17 protein-coding genes are annotated in these 18,787 nt (G+C 69.9%); 12 read left to right on the forward strand and 5 right to left on the reverse strand.

Features of this window, described 5'->3' with window-relative positions; all coding sequences use genetic code 11:
• Window positions 1-61 precede the first annotated feature (61 nt).
• Entirely contained in the window at window positions 62-1,291 is a 1,230-nt protein-coding gene (locus ACE37J_RS12950; RefSeq protein ID WP_409711673.1) for a Coenzyme F420 hydrogenase/dehydrogenase, beta subunit C-terminal domain, read from the reverse strand.
• A gap of 105 nt (window positions 1,292-1,396) precedes the next feature.
• On the opposite strand from ACE37J_RS12950, the gene ACE37J_RS12955 reads away from it, so the two are divergent.
• Window positions 1,397-1,822 carry an organic hydroperoxide resistance protein gene (locus ACE37J_RS12955; RefSeq protein ID WP_409711674.1) on the forward strand — a complete coding sequence of 142 codons (426 nt, stop codon included), beginning with the start codon at window positions 1,397-1,399 and terminating at the stop codon, window positions 1,820-1,822.
• A gap of 18 nt (window positions 1,823-1,840) precedes the next feature.
• On the opposite strand, the gene ilvN is transcribed toward ACE37J_RS12955, so the two are convergent.
• Window positions 1,841-2,401 (reverse strand): acetolactate synthase small subunit, encoded by a 561-nt coding sequence (gene ilvN, locus ACE37J_RS12960; RefSeq protein ID WP_409711675.1) that lies wholly within the window; start codon window positions 2,399-2,401, stop codon window positions 1,841-1,843.
• A gap of 51 nt (window positions 2,402-2,452) precedes the next feature.
• On the opposite strand from ilvN, the gene ACE37J_RS12965 reads away from it, so the two are divergent.
• Window positions 2,453-3,202: a hypothetical protein gene (locus ACE37J_RS12965; RefSeq protein ID WP_409711676.1), complete on the forward strand. Its 750-nt coding sequence runs from the start codon at window positions 2,453-2,455 to the stop codon at window positions 3,200-3,202.
• A gap of 7 nt (window positions 3,203-3,209) precedes the next feature.
• On the opposite strand, the gene ACE37J_RS12970 is transcribed toward ACE37J_RS12965, so the two are convergent.
• Window positions 3,210-4,964, reverse strand: a complete 1,755-nt coding sequence (locus ACE37J_RS12970) for an acetolactate synthase 3 large subunit (RefSeq protein WP_409711677.1) — start codon at window positions 4,962-4,964, stop codon at window positions 3,210-3,212.
• Between the two features lie 427 nt (window positions 4,965-5,391).
• Here ACE37J_RS12970 and ACE37J_RS12975 point away from each other — a divergent pair, with 427 nt between their 5' ends.
• Complete coding sequence (locus ACE37J_RS12975) at window positions 5,392-6,240, forward strand: CmcJ/NvfI family oxidoreductase (protein WP_409711678.1); 849 nt, start codon at window positions 5,392-5,394, stop codon at window positions 6,238-6,240.
• 60 nt (window positions 6,241-6,300) lie between these two features.
• The gene (locus tag ACE37J_RS12980; protein WP_409711679.1) at window positions 6,301-6,738 is read left to right on the forward strand and encodes a DUF488 family protein; all 438 of its coding nucleotides are present in this window, start codon (window positions 6,301-6,303) and stop codon (window positions 6,736-6,738) included.
• On the opposite strand, the gene miaA is transcribed toward ACE37J_RS12980, so the two are convergent.
• Complete coding sequence (gene miaA / locus ACE37J_RS12985; protein WP_409711680.1) at window positions 6,735-7,595, reverse strand: tRNA (adenosine(37)-N6)-dimethylallyltransferase MiaA; 861 nt, start codon at window positions 7,593-7,595, stop codon at window positions 6,735-6,737. The two genes, ACE37J_RS12980 and miaA, sit on opposite strands and share 4 nt — an antisense overlap.
• A 114-nt stretch (window positions 7,596-7,709) precedes the next feature.
• Between miaA and ACE37J_RS12990 the strand changes: the two genes are divergently transcribed.
• Together ACE37J_RS12990 and ACE37J_RS12995 are read left to right on the forward strand one after the other, a co-directional pair.
• The gene (locus ACE37J_RS12990; protein WP_409711681.1) at window positions 7,710-8,825 is read left to right on the forward strand and encodes an efflux RND transporter periplasmic adaptor subunit; all 1,116 of its coding nucleotides are present in this window, start codon (window positions 7,710-7,712) and stop codon (window positions 8,823-8,825) included.
• 1 nt (window position 8,826) lies between these two features.
• Window positions 8,827-11,970, forward strand: coding sequence for an efflux RND transporter permease subunit (locus tag ACE37J_RS12995; protein ID WP_409711682.1), 3,144 nt, complete (start codon window positions 8,827-8,829; stop codon window positions 11,968-11,970).
• Here ACE37J_RS12995 and ACE37J_RS13000 read toward each other — a convergent pair.
• A complete protein-coding gene (locus ACE37J_RS13000; RefSeq protein WP_409711683.1) occupies window positions 11,963-12,412 on the reverse strand; it encodes a thermonuclease family protein in 450 nt (149 codons plus the stop codon). The genes ACE37J_RS12995 and ACE37J_RS13000 overlap by 8 nt on opposite strands.
• 302 nt (window positions 12,413-12,714) lie before the next feature.
• Here ACE37J_RS13000 and ilvC point away from each other — a divergent pair, with 302 nt between their 5' ends.
• The 6 genes from ilvC (at window position 12,715) to ACE37J_RS13030 (ending at window position 18,778) form a co-directional block, all read left to right on the forward strand.
• Window positions 12,715-13,737 (forward strand): ketol-acid reductoisomerase, encoded by a 1,023-nt coding sequence (gene ilvC, locus ACE37J_RS13005; protein ID WP_409711684.1) that lies wholly within the window; start codon window positions 12,715-12,717, stop codon window positions 13,735-13,737.
• Window positions 13,738-13,906: 169 nt separating this feature from the next.
• Complete coding sequence (locus ACE37J_RS13010) at window positions 13,907-14,164, forward strand: PepSY domain-containing protein (RefSeq protein ID WP_409711685.1); 258 nt, start codon at window positions 13,907-13,909, stop codon at window positions 14,162-14,164.
• A 93-nt stretch (window positions 14,165-14,257) separates the two neighbouring features.
• On the forward strand, window positions 14,258-15,127 hold the full coding sequence (locus ACE37J_RS13015) for a DMT family transporter (RefSeq protein ID WP_409711686.1): 870 nt from the start codon (window positions 14,258-14,260) through the stop codon (window positions 15,125-15,127).
• Window positions 15,128-15,207: 80 nt separating this feature from the next.
• Window positions 15,208-16,677 (forward strand): glucose-6-phosphate dehydrogenase, encoded by a 1,470-nt coding sequence (gene zwf, locus ACE37J_RS13020; protein ID WP_409711687.1) that lies wholly within the window; start codon window positions 15,208-15,210, stop codon window positions 16,675-16,677.
• On the forward strand, window positions 16,674-17,345 hold the full coding sequence (gene pgl, locus ACE37J_RS13025; RefSeq protein ID WP_409711688.1) for a 6-phosphogluconolactonase: 672 nt from the start codon (window positions 16,674-16,676) through the stop codon (window positions 17,343-17,345). The genes zwf and pgl overlap by 4 nt, the downstream gene beginning before the upstream one ends.
• Window positions 17,346-17,455: 110 nt before the next feature.
• Window positions 17,456-18,778 (forward strand): calcium-binding protein, encoded by a 1,323-nt coding sequence (locus ACE37J_RS13030; RefSeq protein WP_409711689.1) that lies wholly within the window; start codon window positions 17,456-17,458, stop codon window positions 18,776-18,778.
• Window positions 18,779-18,787 lie beyond the last annotated feature (9 nt).

Genomic DNA, 18,787 nt, shown 5'->3' on the forward strand with positions numbered 1-18,787 from the left:
TTTATCGTTCAGAATCAATCCTCCGAGGCCGATTTCCATGGAAATCTGCCGAAATTGCCTTTCAGGGCCCCGCTTCCGGCCCCTTTTCCTCCCCCTTTTCCGGCGTCAATCCATAGGGCGCGACGAGCCGCCAGACATGGGCGGGGATCATGTGCTTCATCCGTTTCGGGTGCGCCCGGCGGAGGTGCAGCACCGTCTCCGCCGCCTTCATCTCCAGCCGCGCCCTTGCGAATTCGAGGCCGCGCGGCCCGATCAGCGGCTGGAGGAAGGCGGCGATGGGCCGCGCCCAGTCCGGCATCGCGCGGAGCGGCAGGCCCCCCGCCGCCCGCGCCGTGTTGGCGATGAACCCCGCCACCGCCCCCTTCCGCCGCCCCTTGGAGATGAGCGGCTTCGTCTCCAGCCGCCCCTCCAGCAGCCGCAGCATCTCCGCCCCCCGCCCGTTCCGGACGATCAGCCACTGGTCCCCGTCCCCCGCCATGTAGCCGACCGTGACGTCCGCGAGCCGGTTGGAATAGTCCACGCAGGTCCGGCAGGTGAGGGGGAAGAAGTCGGGCCGGAGCTTCGAGATCGGCAGCTTCAGGAACGGGATCGTCCGCCCCTTCCGCCCGTCATCGTAGCGAAGCTCGACCCTGAAATCCGCCCGGAATTCGAGATAGGAGACGCCGCCCGGCTCCGGGTCGAGCAGGGCGAGGAACTCGTGGAAGTTCTCCGTCGTCGTGTTGTCCGAGCAGGGCGTGCCGATCACGTAGAGCCGCTCCAGCCCCAGCTCCGCCTCCAGCGCCCGGAGCGCGTAGACCTGGCAGGGAATGCCGATCATCGCGATCCGCCTGTATCCCTTCGCCGCCGCCTCGGGGAGGAGCGCGAGGGTCGGCGCCCAGCCCATCCGCATCCCCCTGCACCGCGCCATCTCCGCCGGGTCGGTGACGATCACGGGCATCGGCCGCCAGCGATCCTCCGGATGGGGCGCCACCGCGAGCACCGCGTCGACCGCCCCCGTCTCCAGCAGCCGCGCGCCGAGGGTCGAGGCGATCCCGCTCCACTGCGCGCCCTCCGCCGCGGGGGAGAGCCGGGCGCGGAGCATCGCCTGCGTCACGCCGAAGAACCCCTCGTCCCCCTCCCTCGCCGCCTCCCGCCCGTGCGCCGCCCGCTCCGCCGCGGGATAGTCGGGCCGGATGAACTGGCAGGCCCGCCCGCAGGCCTTCCCGTCCCCGATCCGCGAGACGCCGCAATCGGTGCAGAGGCCGGGGCGCGGGGCGCCGGGAAGATCGGGGGCGAGGAACGGGGCGCTCATGGCCGGAGGCTACCGCCCGGCCGCCGCCCCGTCGAGCCGCCGGCCTGTCCGAATCTTGCGAAACCGTGTAGGCCGCGCGCGAGCCCAAACCGGAAAGGACAGTCCATGCCCACCCAGGTTCTCTACTCCACCTCCTCCGAAGCGACCGGCGGCCGGGACGGCCACACGAAATCCCTCGACGGCCCCTTCGAGGCGAAGCTGGTGACGCCGCAGGCGCTCGGCGGCGCGGGCGGCGAGGGGGTGAACCCCGAGCAGCTCTTCGCCTCCGGCTACGCAGCCTGCTTCCTCGGCGCGATGAAGTTCGTCGCCAGCCAGACGAAGACGGCCGTGCCGGCTGATACGAAGGTCAAGGCGACGGTCGGCATCGGCCCGCGCTCCGAAGGCGGCTTCGGGCTCGACGTCGCGCTCGCGGTCGATCTGCCGGGAATGGACAAGGCCGCGGCGCAGGCGCTGATCGAGGCGGCGCACGAAGTCTGCCCCTATTCCAACGCCACGCGCGGCAATCTCGACGTGAAGCTCAGCCTCGCCTGAGCCGGAGGGCGCGCGGGGTCAGGCCCCGCGCGCCATCGCGGCGACGCCGGTGCGCGCCACTTCGAGAAGGCCGAGCGGGCGCATCAGGTCGACGAAGGCGTCGATCTTCCGCACGTCGCCGGTCAGCTCGAAGACGAAGCTCTCCAGCGTCGTGTCGACCACCTTGGCGCGGAAGACATCCGCCATCCGCATCGCCTCGACCCGCTTCTCCCCCGTGCCGCCGACCTTGACGAGCGCAAGCTCGCGCTCCACCGCCGCGCCCTCCACCGTCAGGTCGTGGACCTCGTGAACCGGCACGATGCGCGAAAGCTGCGCCTTGATCTGCTCGATCACCTGCGGCGTGCCCGTCGTGACGATGGTGATGCGGGAGAGATGGCCGAGATGGTCAGTCTCCGCCACGGTCAGGCTCTCGATGTTGTAGCCGCGGCCCGAGAAGAGGCCGATGACGCGGGCGAGCACGCCGGCCTCGTTATCGACGATCAGCGAGAGCGTATGCCGCTCCTCCACGTCGGAAAAGGTGGGGCGGAGATTGTAGGCGCTCTTGCGGGAAGAGCCTTTCTTGATGGAGAGGGCGTTCATATCTCTGGCCTTTCAGGCTAGGCTCCGGCGCGAGGCCGGGAAGGAGCGGGCGTGACGCCGCTGATCTATGTGTCCTACGGGATGGCGAAGTCGGGCTCGACGCTGGCCTTCCGGCTCGTCTCCGCCGTGCTGGAGCAGGCGGGGCTGGGGCAGGAGGATGTCGACCTCCGCCCGCTGATCCCCGGCGCCGACCGGCGCTTCGTCGAGGTGATCCGCCCGCGGGAGCTGGCGGCGCTCCGCGATCTGGCGGAGGCGCGGGGCCGCATCGTCGCGGTCAAGACGCATTCCGGGCTCTGGGATTGCGTGCTTCGCGGGCTGGAGGAGGGCTGGATCGCCGCGCACGCCGTGGCGCGGGACCCGCGCGACGTCGCGCTCTCCATGATGGACGCCGCGCGGCAGGGCCGCGGCTGGGGCGGCCGCACCCGCCCCTATGGCGGCATCGAGGAGACGGCGCCGGTGATCCGCGCCCAGATCGAGAAGTTCCAGAAATGGGTCGCGGCGCCGAATGTCCTGCCGCTCGCCTATGAGCCGCTCGCCTTCGGCGCGGCGGGGGAGGCGGCGCGGATCGCGGCGCAGCTCGGCCTGACGGTCGATGCGGAGGCGGCGGCGAAGGCCGCGCTGGCCGCAGGAACGAACCTCAATGTCGGCCGCCCCCGCCGCCACCGGCAGGAGATGGCGCCCGTTCTTTCCGAAGCCTTCGCGGCGGAGTTCGGGGAGTTCATCCGGCGCTGGTGCGCGCCGGACTTCGCCCCGCCCGCGCCGCCGCGGCGCGGGCTGCTCCCCCGTCTCGGCCTGCGCTGAGCGGCCTTCAGACAAGGACGGCCCCGCCGGCCCCTATGGCGCCCTTCGTCTCCGCCTCGCCCAGCAGCATCTCGTTATGCGCCTTGCCCGAGGGGATCATGGGGAAGCAGTTCTCGTGCCGCTCCACCAGGCAGTCGAAGATCACCGGCCCGTCATAGGCCAGCATCTCCTCGATCGCCTCGTCGAGATCGGCCGGGTCTTCGCAGCGGATGCCCTTGCAGCCGAAGGCGTCCGCCAGCTTCACGAAATCCGGCAGCGCCTCGGACCAGGAATGGCTGTAGCGCTCCCCGTGCAGAAGCTCCTGCCACTGCCGGACCATGCCGAGCCGCTCGTTGTTCAGGATGAACTGCTTCACCGGCGCGCGGAACTGGATGGCCGTGGACATTTCCTGCATGTTCATCAGCCACGAGGCCTCGCCCGCCACGTTGATGACGAGGGCGTCGGGATGCGCGATCTGCACGCCGATGGAGGCCGGCAGGCCATAGCCCATCGTGCCGAGCCCGCCCGAGGTCATCCAGCGGTTCGGGGCGTCGAAGCCGAGATATTGCGCCGCCCACATCTGGTGCTGCCCGACCTCGGTGCAGATGTATCGGTCCCGCCCCTTGGTCAGCGCCTCGAGCCGCTGGAGCGCGTATTGCGGCTTGATCGTCGTTTGCGAATTGCGGAAGCCGAAGCAATCCACCCCCCGCCAGCCGCCGATCACGCCCCACCACTTCTTCAAGGCGTCCGACTTCGTCTTCGCGCCGCGGGCCTTCCAGACCTTCAGCAGGTCCTCCAGCACATGGCCGACATCGCCGACGATGGGCACATCCACCCGCACGTTCTTGTTGATGGAGGAGGGGTCGATGTCGATGTGGATCTTCTTCGACTTCGGGCTGAACGCGTCGATCCGCCCGGTGATCCGGTCGTCGAACCGGGCGCCGATGCAGACCATGACGTCGCAGCCGTGCATGGCGAGGTTGGCCTCGTAGGAGCCGTGCATCCCCAGCATGCCGAGCCAGTTGTCCCCCGAGGCCGGATAGCAGCCGAGGCCCATCAGCGTGGAGGTGATCGGGAACCCCGTCTTCGCGACCAGCTCGCGCAGAAGCTGGCTCGCCGCCGGGCCGGAATTGATGACGCCGCCGCCGGAATAGAGGATCGGGCGCTCCGCGTTCTCGATCAGCTTCACCGCCTCCTCGATCGCGTGGATGTCGCCCTTCACCGCAGGCGCGTAGGTGGAGTTCGTCGGCCGCTTCAGGCCCTTGTAGGGCGCGGAGGCGAACTGCACGTCCTTGGGGATGTCGACGAGGACGGGGCCCGGCCTGCCGGACGTCGCCACATGGAACGCCTCGTGGATCGTCTCGCCGAGCTTCGCCGTGTCCTTCACCAGCCAGTTGTGCTTGGTGCAGGGGCGGGTGATGCCGACCGTGTCCGCCTCCTGGAAGGCGTCGTTGCCGATCATGAAGGTGGGCACCTGCCCGGTGAGGCATATGATCGGGATCGAATCCATCAGCGCGTCGGTCAGCCCCGTCACGGCGTTCGTCGCGCCGGGGCCGGAGGTGACGAGCACGACGCCGGGCTTGCCCGTCGAGCGGGCGTAGCCCTCCGCCATATGCGTCGCGCCCTGTTCGTGGCGGACGAGGATGTGGCGGATGCCGTTCTGCTGGAAAATCTCGTCATAGATCGGAAGCACGGCGCCGCCCGGATAGCCGAACACGACTTCCACGCCCTGATCCCTCAGGGCCTGGACCACGATCTGGGCGCCGGTCATCTCACGCGACATCGTCTCTCTCCGTCCTCGCCCCGGTCGTCGTCGGGGGCGTTTCGCCAATAAAAAAGGCCCCGGAAGGGGCCCATGCGCGCATTCGCCGGATGGATCACATCCGCCGGGGCGCGCGCCTCGCAATTACAAGAAGGGTCGTCCGCATGGCCGTCTCCACTTTGCAAAGCGGGATTAGCCTCATGCGGGCGCAGGGTCAACCGCAAAGGCGGAAAGAAAAATGCGTTTTTCTCGCTTGAGCGACATTTTTCTCCATTGAGGGCGTCTGGCCGGCAATTTTCGGAAAGCGGAGGGCCGCCGCGCCCTTCGCCCTTCGCCCATTCGGTTCAGTTTCGCTTGCGCGAGGGCGAGTTCTTCTCGTTTGAGGGCGCGCTGACGGCCGCCCATCTCGACAGGGCCGGGCGAGAGCGCCCGCCGAAAGGAGAGCCCCATGAGACCCCTTCCCGCCACGGATTTCGCGAGCGCGGCGCCCGCCCTCGTCGCCCCGCTCGCCTACATCGTCCCGCAGGAGACGAAGCCCGTCTTCCACTCCCAGGCGCTGACCGGCGGCGAGGCGAAGAGCTTCTTCGCGACCGAGTCCGTCGAGACGCCGATCGGCGATCTCCGCCTCCATGCGGATGAGTTCACCCTCGATCTCGAAGGCTTCGCCTTGCGCATCGCGCCCACCGCCGTCGCCGACCTCTGGGACGATGCGGCGGTGGAGACCGCCTACCACGCCGAGATCGAGGCGCTGCTGAAGGCCGAATACGGCGCCTCCCGCGTCGTCGTCTTCGACGCCACCCGCCGCTCAGACGGCGGCGGCGGCGCGGCGAACCGGGACGGGCGGCGCGGCGCGGCGAAGCGCATCCATGTCGACTACACCGCCGCCTCGGGCCCGCAGCGGGCGAGGGACGCGCTCGGCGCCGACGAATTCGAGGCGCTCGTCGCCCGCGGCGCCCGCATCGTTCAGGTCAATGTCTGGCGGCCCATCGCCGGCCCCGTCCGCCGCGCGCCGCTCGCGCTCGCCGAGGCGGGGTCGATCCGCCCGGAGGATCTTGTGGCGACGGACCAGATGTTCCCGGATCGTGTGGGCGAGATTTACCACCTCGCATTCCATCCGGATCAGCGCTGGTGGCATGCGCCGGAGATGACGCGGGACGAGGTGCTTCTCATCAAGGGCTGGGACAGCGACGAGACCCGCGCCCGCTTCACCCCGCACACGGCCTTTGCGCTGCCTGACGAAGCCGGCGCCCCGGCGCGGGAGAGCATCGAGGTCCGCGCCTATGTCGTGATCGAGTGAGGCGCGGCCGGAGGTCGGGCCGGTTGAACCCGGCCCGCCCTTCGGCCATCCTTCACGCTGATGAGCGCGATCCTCCACACGATCGGATACGAGTCTGCGGCCCTGCCCGACGTGATCGGCCGCCTCCGCGAGGCCGGGGTCGAAATCGTCATCGACGTCCGCGCTGTCGCCGCCTCGCGCCGCGCGGGATTCTCCAAGACCATGTTGCGCGCCTCGCTGGAGGCGGAGGGGATCGGCTACGCCCATATCCGCGCCCTCGGCACGCCGAAGCCGGGGCGGGAGGCGGCGCGAGCCGGGCGCGTGGCGGAGATGGAGGCGATCTTCGCCGCCCATATGGAGACGCCGGAGGCGCAGGACGGGCTCGCCGAGGCCATCGCCATCGCAGGCGAGAAACGCGCGGCCTTGCTCTGCTACGAGGCCTGCGCCGCCGGCTGCCATCGCCGCATCGTCGGCGCGATGATCCGGGGCGCGACCGGCTGCGCCGTGAAGGACCTTTAAGCCCGCTTCCAGTCCGCCATCCGGTTCCGGATCCAGGTCATCTGCCGCTTGGCATAGTTCCGCGTCGCCTGCTTCGCCCGGTCCGCGGCCTCTTCGAGCCCGATCTCGCCGCGGAGATGCGCGAAGAGTTCCGGCGCGCCGACGGCCTTCATCGCGGGGAGCGACGGGTCGAGCCCCCGCGCCAGCATCGCCCGCGCCTCATCGAGCGCGCCGGCCTCCAGCATCCCGTCGAACCGGGCGTCGAGGCGCGCGTAGAGCGCGGCCCTTTCGGGGAGAATGACGACCCGCTCCGCCTCGGAGACGAGCGGCGGCCCCGTCTCCCGCCGCCATGTGGCGAGGCCGCGCCCGGTCGCGCGCAGCACTTCGAGCGCGCGGGCGACGCGGCGGGGGTTGCGAAGGTCCGTCCCCGCCGCGGTCTCCGGGTCGTGCCTCGCCAGCCGGGCGGCGAGCGCGGTCAGCCCCTCCGCCGCCAGCTCGGCCTCGACCGCGTCGCGAACCTCCTGCGGCGGCTCCGGGATCGCCGCAAGCCCCCGTGTCAGCGCCTCGAAACAGAGCCCGGTTCCGCCGACGAAGATCGGGCGCAGCCCCGCCGCCCGCGCCTCCGCCAGAACCGAAACCGCCTCGCGCAGCCAGTCGCCGACCGAATGGCGGACGGATGGGTCCACATGGCCGTAGAGCCGGTGCGGCGCCCGCGCCTCCTCCTCCGCCGGCGGCCGGGCGGTGAGGATGCGCCAGCCGGAATAGGTCTGGCTCGCATCGGCGTTGACGATCACGCCGCCCTTCGCCGCCGCTTCCAGCGCGCGGGCGGATTTGCCCGCGCCGGTCGGCCCGGCGATGAGGAGGGGCAGGGGAGCCATGCGCCCGTTCTCGCCTGCGGTTCGCGAAGCCTCAAGCCCGCGGTTGCCAGAAGTGTTTTCTCCTCTATCCTGCGAGTGCGTCCGTGTTTCGGCGCCGCAACACCGAGTCGCCCCATGCGTGTCGCCGCCCTCGCGTTTCTTCTCTCTCTCGTCGTGTCGCCGACCTTCGCCCAGCAAGGTCCGCCGCCCGTCACCGTCGCGAAGCCCGTCGTCAAGACCATCGTCGAGGATGACGAATTCACCGGGCGTTTCGAGGCGGTGGAGGACGTGACCGTTCGCTCCCGCGTCACCGGCTATCTCGAATCGGTGATGTTCACCGACGGTCAGCTGGTGGAGAAGGGCGAACCGCTCTTCGCCATCGATCAGCGGCAGTTCCGCCTGTTGCTCGAACAGGCGGAAGCGCAGGTCGGGGTGGCCGAGGCGAGCCACGCCTTCGCGCGGGAGCAGCTCGACCGGGCGGAGGCGCTCATCACGACAGGAAATATCGCCCAGGCTACCGTGGACCAGCGGCGCGAAGCCTTCCTCGCCGCGGCCGGCGCGCTCGAACAGGCGCGGGCGGCGGTGCAGTCCGCCCGCATCGACCTCGAATATTCGGAAATCAGCGCCCCGATGTCCGGCCGGATCGACCGGCGGCGCATCGATCCGGGCAACCTTGTGACGGCGAACGAGACCGTGCTGACGAGCATCGTCGCCACCGATCCGATATACTTCTCCTTCGACATCGACGAGCGCTATTTCCTCGCCTATTCGCGTGATGCGCGGGCTCGCGGCGTCCCCCTCAACCAGGGCGGCGGGCTGGAAGCGTATGTGACCCTTCTCGATGAGACGATGGGGACTTTTTCCGGCCAGGTCGATTTCGGCGAGAACCGGATCAGCGCCGAATCCGGCACGCTGCGGCTCCGCCTCGTCGTGCCGAACCCGGACGGCCTCCTCACGCCCGGCCTTTTCGGCCGTGTGAACGTCACCGGCTCGCTGCCCTATGAAGGCGTCCTCATCCCCGATTCCGCGCTGGTGGCGGACCAGAACCGCCGGCTGGTGATGATTGTGGACGGGGAGGGAAAGGTGACCCCGCGCGAGGTGCGGCCGGGGCCGCGGATCGACGGCTACCGCGTCATCCGCGCGGGGCTCGACGGGTCGGAGACCATCGTGATCGAAGGGATCGCCCGCGCCCGGCCCGGCGCGACCGTGACGCCCGAGCTCGTGGAGCTTCCGCCCGCGGCGGAGAACTGAGATGGGCCGCTTCTTCGTAGACCGGCCGGTCTTCGCGGCCGTCCTCTCCATCATCCTCGTGATCGTCGGGATCGTCTCCTACCTTCAGCTTCCCGTCGCGCAATATCCGGAGATCGCGCCGCCCTCCATCGTCGTCCGCGCCGCCTATCCGGGCGCCGACGCGGAGACGGTGGCGGCGACGGTCGCCACCCCGCTCGAACAGGAGATCAACGGGGTGGAGAACATGCTCTACCTCTCCTCCTATTCGACCTCCGACGGCTCGATGAGCATCACCGTGACCTTCGAGCTCGGCACCGATCTCGACGCCGCGCAGGTGCTCGTCCAGAACCGCGTCTCGGTGGCGGAGGCGCGGCTCCCGGCGGAGGTGCGGGCGCTCGGCGTCACCACGTCGAAATCCTCGCCCGACCTGATGATGGTCGTCCATGTCCTTTCGCCGGACGCGACCTTCGACCAGCTCTATGTCTCAAACTACGCCCGCGCGCGCATCCGGGACCGGCTGGTGCGGCTCGACGGGGTGGGCGAGGTCCTCCTTTTCGGCGAGCGGGAATTCTCCGCCCGCGTCTGGCTCGAGCCGGACCGCCTAGCCTCCCTCGGCCTCACGGCGGGGGACGTGGTGGCGGCGCTCCGTGAGCAGAACGTGCAGGTTTCGGGCGGCTCGCTCGGCGGGCCGCCGAACTCCCTCGGCTCCGCCTTCGAGGTGGCGATCACGACCGAGGGGCGTCTTCAGCAGCCGGCGGAATTCGGCCGGGTGATCGTCCGCGCCTCGGATGACGGCCGCATCGTGCGCGTGAGCGACGTGGCGCGGGTCGAGATCGGCGCGCGGAGCTACGTCAACAATTCCTATCTCGACAACAAGGAGGCGGTGGCGCTCGGCATCTTCCAGCGGCCGGGCTCCAACGCCCTCGCCACGGCGGACGCGATCCTCGCGACGATGGAGGAGGTGAAACAGGACTTTCCTCCGGGGCTCGACTACCGCGTCGTCTACAACCCCACGGAGTTCATCTCCGCCTCGGTCGACGCCGTCTACACCACGATCTTCGAGGCGGTCATCCTCGTCGTGGTCGTCATCCTCGTCTTCCTGCAGGGCTGGCGCGCGGCGATCATCCCGCTGGTCGCGATTCCGGTCTCCCTGATCGGGACCTTCGCCTTCATGCTGGCCTTCGGCTACACGATCAACCTTCTCACGCTCTTCGGCCTGATCCTCGCCATCGGCATCGTGGTGGACGACGCCATCGTGGTCGTCGAGAACGTGGAGCGGAACATCGCGGAGGGGCTCTCCCCGCGCGAGGCCGCGCACAGGACGATGGACGAGGTTTCGGGCGCCGTCATCGGCATCAGCCTTGTCCTCATCGCCGTCTTCGCGCCGACGATCTTCGTGCCCGGCATCACGGGGCAGTTCTACACGCAGTTCGCGGTGACGATCTCGGTCGCCACCGTCATCTCCGCCGTCAATTCCCTTTCGCTCTCGCCCGCGCTCGCCGCGATCCTGCTGAAGCCGCACGGGGCGCACGGGCCGGGGAACCCGCTCGCGCGGCTCGGCGCGGCGCTCGCCGGCGGTTTCAACCGCGGGTTCGACGCGATGGCCCGCGGCTATGGCGGGCTCGTGCGGCGGATGACCGGCTCGGCCGCCGCGCTTCTCCTGATGTTCGTCGTCTTCGCCGGCCTCCTCGGCGCGACGGCCTTCATGGCGCAGCGCGTGCCCACGGGCTTCATCCCCGACAGCGACCAGGGCTACGCCATCGTCGTCGTTCAGCTGCCCGAGGGCGCCGCGCTCGACCGGACGGACGCGGTGATGAAGCAGGCGACGGAGATCGCGCTCGGGACGCCCGGCGTCTCCGCCGCCGTCGCCTTCGCCGGCTTCTCCGGCGCCACCTTCACCAACGCGCCGAACCAGGGCGTGATCTTCACCACCTTCGACAGTTTCGAGGAGCGCGGCGCGGCGGGGCTCCCCGCCGGCGCCATCGTCGGGCAGCTCTTCGGGCGGATGCAGGTGCTCAGGGAGGCCTTCATCATCGCCGTCGCGCCGCCCACCGTGCGCGGCGTCGGCTCGGGCGGCGGCTTCAAGCTCCAGCTCCGCGAGAACGAGAGCGCGGACATGCGCCGAGTGCTGGGAACGGCCTATGCGATCATGGGCGCCGCCGCGCAATCGGACAAGGTGAGCCGCGTCTTCACCACCTTCTCCGCCTCCTCCCCGCAGATCTTCCTTGAGATCGACCGGGTGCGGGCGCAGATGCTGAACGTGCCCATCGGCGCGATCTTCGAGACGCTCTCGATCAATCTCGGCTCCGCCTATGTGAACGACTTCAACGCTTTCGGGCGGCTCTTCCAGGTCCGGGCGCAAGCCGACCAGAGATTCCGCCTCGAACAGGCGGACATCGCGGCGCTGAAGGTCCGGTCGGCGACGGGCGCGCTCGTCCCGCTCGGCACGCTCGTGAAGTTCAGGGAGACGGCGGGGCCGCAGCTCGTGCAGCGCTACAACCTCCAGGTCTCGGTCCCCGTCCAGGGCTCGCCGGCGCCCGGAGTCGCCTCTGGCGACGCGCTCCTGGAGATGGAGCGGCTGGCGGAGACGCTGGCGCCGCCGGGAATCGACTACGAATGGACGGAGCTGGCGCTCCAGGAGCGTCAGCAGGGCGACACGGCGCTCTATGTCTTCGCGCTCTCCATCGTCTTCGCCTTCCTCTTCCTCGCGGCGCTCTATGAAAGCTGGGTGCTGCCCCTCGCCATCGTTCTCATCGTGCCGCTCGCCATGCTCGGGGCGCTGATCGGCGTCTCCTTCCGGGGAATGGACAACAATGTGCTGACGCAGGTCGGCCTCATCGTCCTTGTCGGCCTCTCGGCGAAGAACGCGATTCTCATCGTCGAGTTCGCCCGGCAGGCGGAAGGGGAGCGCGGGATGAGCCCCGCCGAGGCGGCGGTGGAGGCGGCGCGGCTCCGGCTCCGGCCGATCCTGATGACCTCCTTCGCCTTCATTCTCGGCGTTGTGCCGCTGGCCATCGCCACGGGGCCGGGCGCCGAGTTGCGGCAGGCGCTCGGCACCACGGTCTTCTCCGGCATGCTGGGGGTGACGTTCTTCGGCCTCCTGCTCACGCCCGTCTTCTACGTGGCGCTGCGGCGGCTCTTCCCGTCGAAGATCGTGATCAATTGAGCGAGGCGCGCTCGTCCATGTAGCGCTCGGCGTGGCCTTCGCGGACGAGCCATTCGTTCACGTCGAGATCGTCGAGGAAGAGCCGCGCGAGGTAGCGGCCGTATTTCTCCTGCCGGTCCCGGATCGTGCAGATCGTGATCCGTCGCCCTTCCACCAGTTCGGCGAGCGCGGCCTTCGCGGCGAGGCCGCGCGCCTTCTCCGCTTCGGTCGTCCGGTTGGCTCCGCCGAGCCGCGTCTCGGGCGCGTTGATCCCGTAGAGGCGGAACGTCTCGTCATTCACCCAGATGCGAAAGCCGAGATCGACATTGGCGCGCACCGTGTCACCGTCCAGCACCTCGGTCACCACGGCGCGGTAGGTATAGAACCTGCACTCGTCCTCTGCGGCCGCGGGGGCGGCGAGCGAGGGCGCGAGGAACGCGGCGAGGAGAAGGGAGCGAAACAAGGGGCAACCTATGCTGGCGGAGAGATCGTGGCTCCGCACCCGCTTATAGACTGAATCGGAACGGGAAAGGGTAAACAGCGCGATTCTGTCATGCGGAAGCCGATTTCAGGGAGGCTCGCCTTTTGCGCGAGTCGATCAAGCCGTGATCGCGCAGGCGCCGTTCTGCTGCGGCTTCCGGGCCGAATTTGGCCCGCTTCCGCACATCCCGGCGCCGCTGGACAGGCGCGATCCTCTCAACTAGTCACGGGCGCGATCCATCAAGGCGCGGCGAAGACGCGCGAAACGGCAGAAAAGGGACGGACATGCGCGTCTATTATGATCGTGACTGCGACATCAACCTCATCAAGGACCGGAACGTCGCCGTCGTCGGCTACGGCTCCCAGGGCCACGCCCATGCGCTGAACATGCGCGATTCCGGCGTGAAGAACGTCGCCGCCGCGCTCCGCCCGGGCTCGCCCTCCGCCGCGAAGGCCGAGGCCGAGGGCCTGAAGGTCATGGGCATCGCCGAGGCGGCCGCCTGGGCCGACGTCATCATGATGACGATGCCGGACGAGCTCCAGGCCGAGACCTATTCGAAGTACATCCACGACAACATGAAGCCCGGCGCCGCGATCGCCTTCGCGCATGGCCTCAACATCCACTTCAAGCTGATCGAGGCGCGCCCGGACGTGGACGTCATCATGATGGCGCCGAAGGGCCCGGGCCACACGGTGCGCGGCGAATTCGTGAAGGGCGGCGGCGTCCCCTGCCTCGTGGCGGTGGACCAGAACCCCTCCGGCAAGGCGCTGGAGATCGGGCTCTCCTACTGCTCCGCCATCGGCGGCGGCCGCTCCGGCATCATCGAGACGGATTTCAAGGAAGAGTGCGAGACCGACCTCTTCGGCGAGCAGGCCGTGCTCTGCGGCGGCCTCGTCGAGCTGATCCGCATGGGTTTCGAGACGCTGGTCGAGGCCGGCTATGCGCCGGAAATGGCCTATTTCGAATGCCTCCACGAGGTGAAGCTGATCGTCGACCTCATCTATGAGGGCGGCATCGCCAACATGAACTACTCGATCTCCAACACCGCGGAATTCGGCGAATACCATTCCGGCCCGCAGATCCTGCCGCGGGAGGAGACGAAGGCGCGGATGAAGCAGGTTCTGAAGGACATTCAGGACGGCCGCTTCGTCTCCGAGTGGATGCGCGAATACAAGGCCGGCCTGCCGATGTTCAAGGCGACGCGCCGGAACAACGACGCGCACCAGATCGAGGAAGTGGGCGAGAAGCTCCGCGCCATGATGCCCTGGATCGCCGCCGGCAAGCTGGTGGACAAGGCGAAGAACTGACCTCGGCGGTCTGTCAGGGGGCGGCGCGGCGATGGCTGCGCCGCCCCTTTTCGTTCGTCGGCCCTGTTCAGCCTGCGCGCCCGCCGGTTCCATCGGAGGCGGCGGCGCCTATCTAGCGGAAGCGGCGATGCTGCGCCGCAAGCCGGGGAATGACAGGAAGGCCAATCGCATGAAACCCGTTCTCGTCGCCGCTCTCTTCGCCGTCTTCGCGGCCCCCGCCCATGCCGGGCGCGGCGCGCCCGCCGCCGACTGGGCCGCGATCGTCTCCGCGCTCACCGAGCAGGGCTATGTCTCGTGGGAGGAGATCGAGGTCGATCGCGAGGGAAACTGGAACGTCGACGAGGCGCGCCATGGGGACGGCGGCGTCTGGGAGTTGCGGCTCTCCCCGGGCGACTTTGCGGTCATCCGTCGCGAACGGGACGACTGAGCCCTTCCGCCGCCGCGCGCGCTCTGCTAGGCGCCGTGGTGTGGTGCGGCAGGGGGCGATCATGGCGGCACGGATGGTTTCGCGGAGCCTCGGATGAGCCGCGGCGCGGCCACCCTCGTCGGCTTCGGCGCCGTCCTCCTCTGGGCGACGCTCGCGCTGATGACGGCCGCTTCCGGCGCCGTGCCGCCGCTCCTCCTCAACGCCCTCTGCTTCGCCATCGGCGGCGCCATCGGGGCGGTGAGCTGGCTCTTCCGCCCCGGCGCGGCGCGGGCGCTGCGGCAGCCGCTCGCCGTCTGGGCGGTCGGCGTCGGGGGGCTCTTCGGCTATCATTTCCTCTATTTCTCGGCGCTCCGCGCGGCGCCGCCCGTCGAGGCGAGCCTCATCGCCTATCTCTGGCCGCTCCTCATCGTCCTCTTCGCCGCGCTCGGGCCGGGCGGGCGGCTCCGGGCGCATCATCTCCTCGGCGCGCTTCTCGGCTTCGCGGGCGCCGCGCTGATCGTGACCGGGGGCGGCGCGGTGGCGTTCCGGGCGGAATACGCCGCGGGCTACGGGCTCGCCTTCGCGGCGGCCTTCGTCTGGTCCGGCTATTCCGTCCTCTCCCGCCGCTTCGCGACGGCGCCGACGGATGCGGTGGCGGGGTTCTGCCTCGTCACCGCCGCGCTCTCCCTCCTCGCGCATCTCGCGTTGGAGGAGACGGTCTGGCCCGCCGGCGCCGGGGAGTGGCTCGCCGTCATCGGGCTCGGCGCGGGGCCGGTCGGCCTCGCCTTCTACCTCTGGGACCGGGGGGTGAAGCAGGGGGACATCCAGACGCTCGGCGCCGCCGCCTACGCCGCGCCGCTCCTCTCCACGCTCGTCCTCGTCGGGGCGGGGCGGGCGACGGCGACGTGGACGCTCGCGCTCGCCTGCCTTCTCATCACCTTCGGCGCGCTGATCGCCGCGAAGGACATGATCCTCCGCCGCTGAAGGATGCTGGCGCCGCCCGCCCGCCCGCATTAGCCTTCTCTCGCGGCCGCAGCATCGGCCGCGAAGCGAGGGAGCGCAGCATGGCGGCGATCGTCGTCCCGGTCGAGGAATTTGACCTCGTCGTCTTCGGAGGGACGGGGGACCTTTCCCGCCGCAAGCTGCTGCCCGGCCTCTTCCACCGCTTCGCTGCGGGGCAGGCGCCGGCGGGCGCGCTCATCATCGGCGCCGCCCGCGCCGCGCTGGACCGGGCGGGCTTCCGCCGCTTCGCGCGCGAGGCGCTGGAGGAATTCATCGCGCCGGAACACCGGCCGGAGGAGAAGGTCGCGGCCTTCCTCGAAATGCTGGACTATCAGCAGATCGACGCGGAGGGGGAGGGGGGCTGGCCCGCGCTCGGCCGCAAGCTGAAGGGGCGGGAGGGGCGGCCCCGCGCCTTCTACCTCTCGGTCGCGCCGCAGATCTTCGGCTCGATCTGCTCCCGCCTCGGCAAGGCCCGGCTCGTCACCCCGCTCACCCGCGTGGTGGTGGAGAAGCCTCTCGGGCGCGACCTCGCCAGCGCCCGCGCGCTGAACGACCAGCTGGCCGCGACCTTCGACGAGCATCAGATCTACCGCATCGACCATTATCTCGGGAAGGAGACGGTGCAGAACCTGATGGCGCTCCGCTTCGCCAACGCGCTCTTCGAGCCGCTCTGGAACGCCCATCACATCGACCATGTGCAGATCACGGCGGCGGAGACGGTCGGCGTCGGCGCCCGCGGCGGGTACTATGACAAGAACGGCGCGATCCGCGACATGGTGCAGAACCATCTCCTGCAGCTCCTCTGCCTCACGGCGATGGAGCCCCCCTCGCATTTCGACCCGGACGCGGTGCGGGACGAGAAGCTGAAGGTGCTTAAGGCGCTCCGCCCGATCGACGGCGCGGCGGTGGATACGGAAATCGTCCGCGGCCAGTATTCCGCCGGGCCGGAGGGCCCCTCCTACCGCGAGGAGGCGGGGGACCCGGAAAGCGCCACCGAATGCTTCATCGCCATCAAGATCGGGGTGGACAACTGGCGCTGGGCCGGCACCCCCTTCTACATCCGCTCCGGCAAGCGGCTGAAGGCGCGGCACACGGAGATCGCCATCCGCTTCCGCGACGCGCCGCATTCGATCTTCGGGGATGCGGCGGGGGCGCTTCGCGGCAATGTCCTCGTCATCACGCTCCAGCCGAACGAGGGGATCGAGCTCCGGCTCAACATCAAGGAGCCGGGGCCGGGCGGCATGCGCATCGTCTCCGCCCCGCTCGACATGTCCTTCGGCGCGACGGTGGGCGCCGGCTTCCGGATGCCGGACGCCTATGAGCGGCTGCTGATGGACGTGATTCGCGGCGACCAGACGCTCTTCATGCGGGGGGACGAGGTGGAGGCCGCCTGGGCCTGGATCGACCCGGTCATCGCCGCCTTCGAGAAGGGCCGCGCCGCGCCCTGCCCCTATCAGCCGGGCGGGGAGGGGCCGATGGAGAGCCACATCCTCCTGCATCGGGACGGCCGGCGCTGGCGCGAGATCGCATGATCCCGTTCCACGCGCATGAGAGCGGCGCGGCGCTCGCCGCGGCGCTGGCGCGGGAGGCGGCGGAGACGCTCCGCGCCGCCATCGTCGCGCGGGGCCGCGCGCTCTTCGCCGCTCCCGGCGGCTCCACGCCCGCCGCCTTCCTCGCCGCCCTCGCGGCGGCGCCGCTCGACTGGGCGCGCGTCACGATCTTGCCGGGGGACGAGCGCTGGGTCCCCCCGGAGGACGACCGCTCGAACGAGGGGATGATCCGCCGCGCGATGCCGGGCGCCCGCATCCTCCCCTTCTGGCGCGCGGGTGAGGGGCCGGAGGCGGCGGCGCCGCGTCTCTCCGCCGAGCTCGCCCCGCTCCTCCCGCTCGATCTCGCGGTGATCGGGATGGGGGAGGACATGCATTGCGCCTCCCTCTTCCCCGGCGCCGGGGCGCTTCCCGCCGCGCTCGCCGCCGATGCGCCCCCGGTCATGGCGATCCGCGCGCCGGGCGCGCCCGAGCCGCGGTTGACGCTCACGCTGCCGCCCCTCGCCGGGGCGGGCCGGCTCGTCCTCCTCATTCGCGGCGAGGCGAAGCGCGAGGCGCTGGCGCTGGCGACGGAGACGGAGGACCCGCTCGCGGCGCCCGTCTCCGCCGTCCTTCGCGCGGCGCGCGCGGCGGAGGTCCGCTGGGCGCCTTAAGGGAATTGTTAACAGGACAAAAATATCGACAGCCGCGGGAATAACTGCGGGAGCCGCGCGTTTCCCCTGCGTACGGCGCTCTGCGCCTGTGATGTGAAAGGACGGAATCGATGGCCATCATCAGGGTTGACGTCTTCGGCGACTCGCTCGCGCTCGTCTCCGAAGACGGGAGCCGGGAGACGATCCGCAAGGGCGTCTATACGCTTGTCGACGCGGCGGGCCTCATCGTGGAGACCCGCGACGCCACGGAGGAGGACCGCGCGCGCTTCCTCGCCACGGCGGCGGAGTTCGAAGCGTCGCTCGGCCCGATCTCCGCGCCTGTGCGGGAGGTCGAGGTCGAGCGCGACGAGATCGAGGTCGAGTATCGCGGCGGTGCCGAGGAGGAGATCGACGGAGACCGCTACAAGCGGAAGGACGAGGCCGGACGCACCATCGTCGACCGCGAAGCGACGGCGGAGGATTTTGCGAGGCTTGAGGCCGCCGCGGCGCAGGCGGGCCTCTCCTTCGACGGCGGCGTGGACGACCGGGATGACGACGACGACCGGGATGACGACGATCACGACGATGACGACCGTGACGACGATGACCGTGAAGACGATGACGACGACCGCGACGATGACGACGACAGCGACGACGATGACGACCGCGACGACGACGACAGCAAGGAGGATGACCGCGGCGGAAACGACCGTGACGACGACCGTGACGGCGGCGGGAAGCCGGGACATGATCGCAGCGGCTCGGACCGCCGGGACCGTCTGGACGGCTCCGATGACGACGACACGCTCGACGGCGGCGCCGGGCGGGACCGTCTGCGCGGCGAGGACGGCGACGACGCGCTCTTCGGCGGCGACGACCGGGACGATCTTCGCGGCGGCGCGGGCGCCGATACGCTCTTCGGCGGCGAGGGGAATGACCGCGCGCGCGGCGGCGAAGGCGACGACGACCTCTTCGGCGAAAGCGGGAACGACCGGCTCAAGGGCGAGAGCGGAAATGACGGGATCTTCGGCGGCGACGGCGATGACCGGGCGGTCGGCAATTCCGGCGACGACACCGTGAGCGGCGGCGAAGGAAACGACCGCGCGAAGGGCGGGTCGGGGAACGACGTCCTCAACGGCGATGCGGGGGATGACCGCCTCGCCGGCGGCTCGGGCGACGATACGCTCGACGGCGGCGAGGGCGCGGACCGCTACAAGGGCGGCGCCGGGGCCGACACGCTGATCTTCACCGTGGACGGCGCGGCGGAACGGGTCGGCGGCTTCCAGGACGGCGTGGACGTGATGGACATCTCCGCCTTCGGGCTCGCCGGGTTCGACGACATCTCCGCCGAGCAGGTCCGCTCCCATGTCGAGATCGATCTTGGCGGCGGCGACACGATCCGCCTCCAGCGCTTCGACCTCGACGATCTGGACGCTTCGGACTTCATCTTCTGAACCTGACTG

The sequence above is a fragment of the Pikeienuella sp. genome, from assembly GCF_046290545.1.
In the GTDB taxonomy this organism is placed as follows: domain Bacteria; phylum Pseudomonadota; class Alphaproteobacteria; order Rhodobacterales; family Rhodobacteraceae; genus Pikeienuella.

Coding starts and splice junctions, on each gene's coding strand:
- ilvN (WP_409711675.1), bottom strand. CDS start 2,401: ATGAACGCCCTCTCCATCAAGAAAGGCTCTTCCCGCAAGAGCGCCTAC.
- ACE37J_RS13030 (WP_409711689.1), top strand. CDS start 17,456: ATGGCCATCATCAGGGTTGACGTCTTCGGCGACTCGCTCGCGCTCGTC.
- miaA (WP_409711680.1), bottom strand. CDS start 7,595: ATGGCTCCCCTGCCCCTCCTCATCGCCGGGCCGACCGGCGCGGGCAAA.
- pgl (WP_409711688.1), top strand. CDS start 16,674: ATGATCCCGTTCCACGCGCATGAGAGCGGCGCGGCGCTCGCCGCGGCG.
- ACE37J_RS13015 (WP_409711686.1), top strand. CDS start 14,258: ATGAGCCGCGGCGCGGCCACCCTCGTCGGCTTCGGCGCCGTCCTCCTC.
- ACE37J_RS12980 (WP_409711679.1), top strand. CDS start 6,301: ATGAGCGCGATCCTCCACACGATCGGATACGAGTCTGCGGCCCTGCCC.
- ACE37J_RS12950 (WP_409711673.1), bottom strand. CDS start 1,291: ATGAGCGCCCCGTTCCTCGCCCCCGATCTTCCCGGCGCCCCGCGCCCC.
- ACE37J_RS12995 (WP_409711682.1), top strand. CDS start 8,827: ATGGGCCGCTTCTTCGTAGACCGGCCGGTCTTCGCGGCCGTCCTCTCC.
- ilvC (WP_409711684.1), top strand. CDS start 12,715: ATGCGCGTCTATTATGATCGTGACTGCGACATCAACCTCATCAAGGAC.
- ACE37J_RS12975 (WP_409711678.1), top strand. CDS start 5,392: ATGAGACCCCTTCCCGCCACGGATTTCGCGAGCGCGGCGCCCGCCCTC.
- ACE37J_RS13010 (WP_409711685.1), top strand. CDS start 13,907: ATGAAACCCGTTCTCGTCGCCGCTCTCTTCGCCGTCTTCGCGGCCCCC.
- ACE37J_RS12955 (WP_409711674.1), top strand. CDS start 1,397: ATGCCCACCCAGGTTCTCTACTCCACCTCCTCCGAAGCGACCGGCGGC.
- ACE37J_RS12970 (WP_409711677.1), bottom strand. CDS start 4,964: ATGTCGCGTGAGATGACCGGCGCCCAGATCGTGGTCCAGGCCCTGAGG.
- zwf (WP_409711687.1), top strand. CDS start 15,208: ATGGCGGCGATCGTCGTCCCGGTCGAGGAATTTGACCTCGTCGTCTTC.
- ACE37J_RS12990 (WP_409711681.1), top strand. CDS start 7,710: ATGCGTGTCGCCGCCCTCGCGTTTCTTCTCTCTCTCGTCGTGTCGCCG.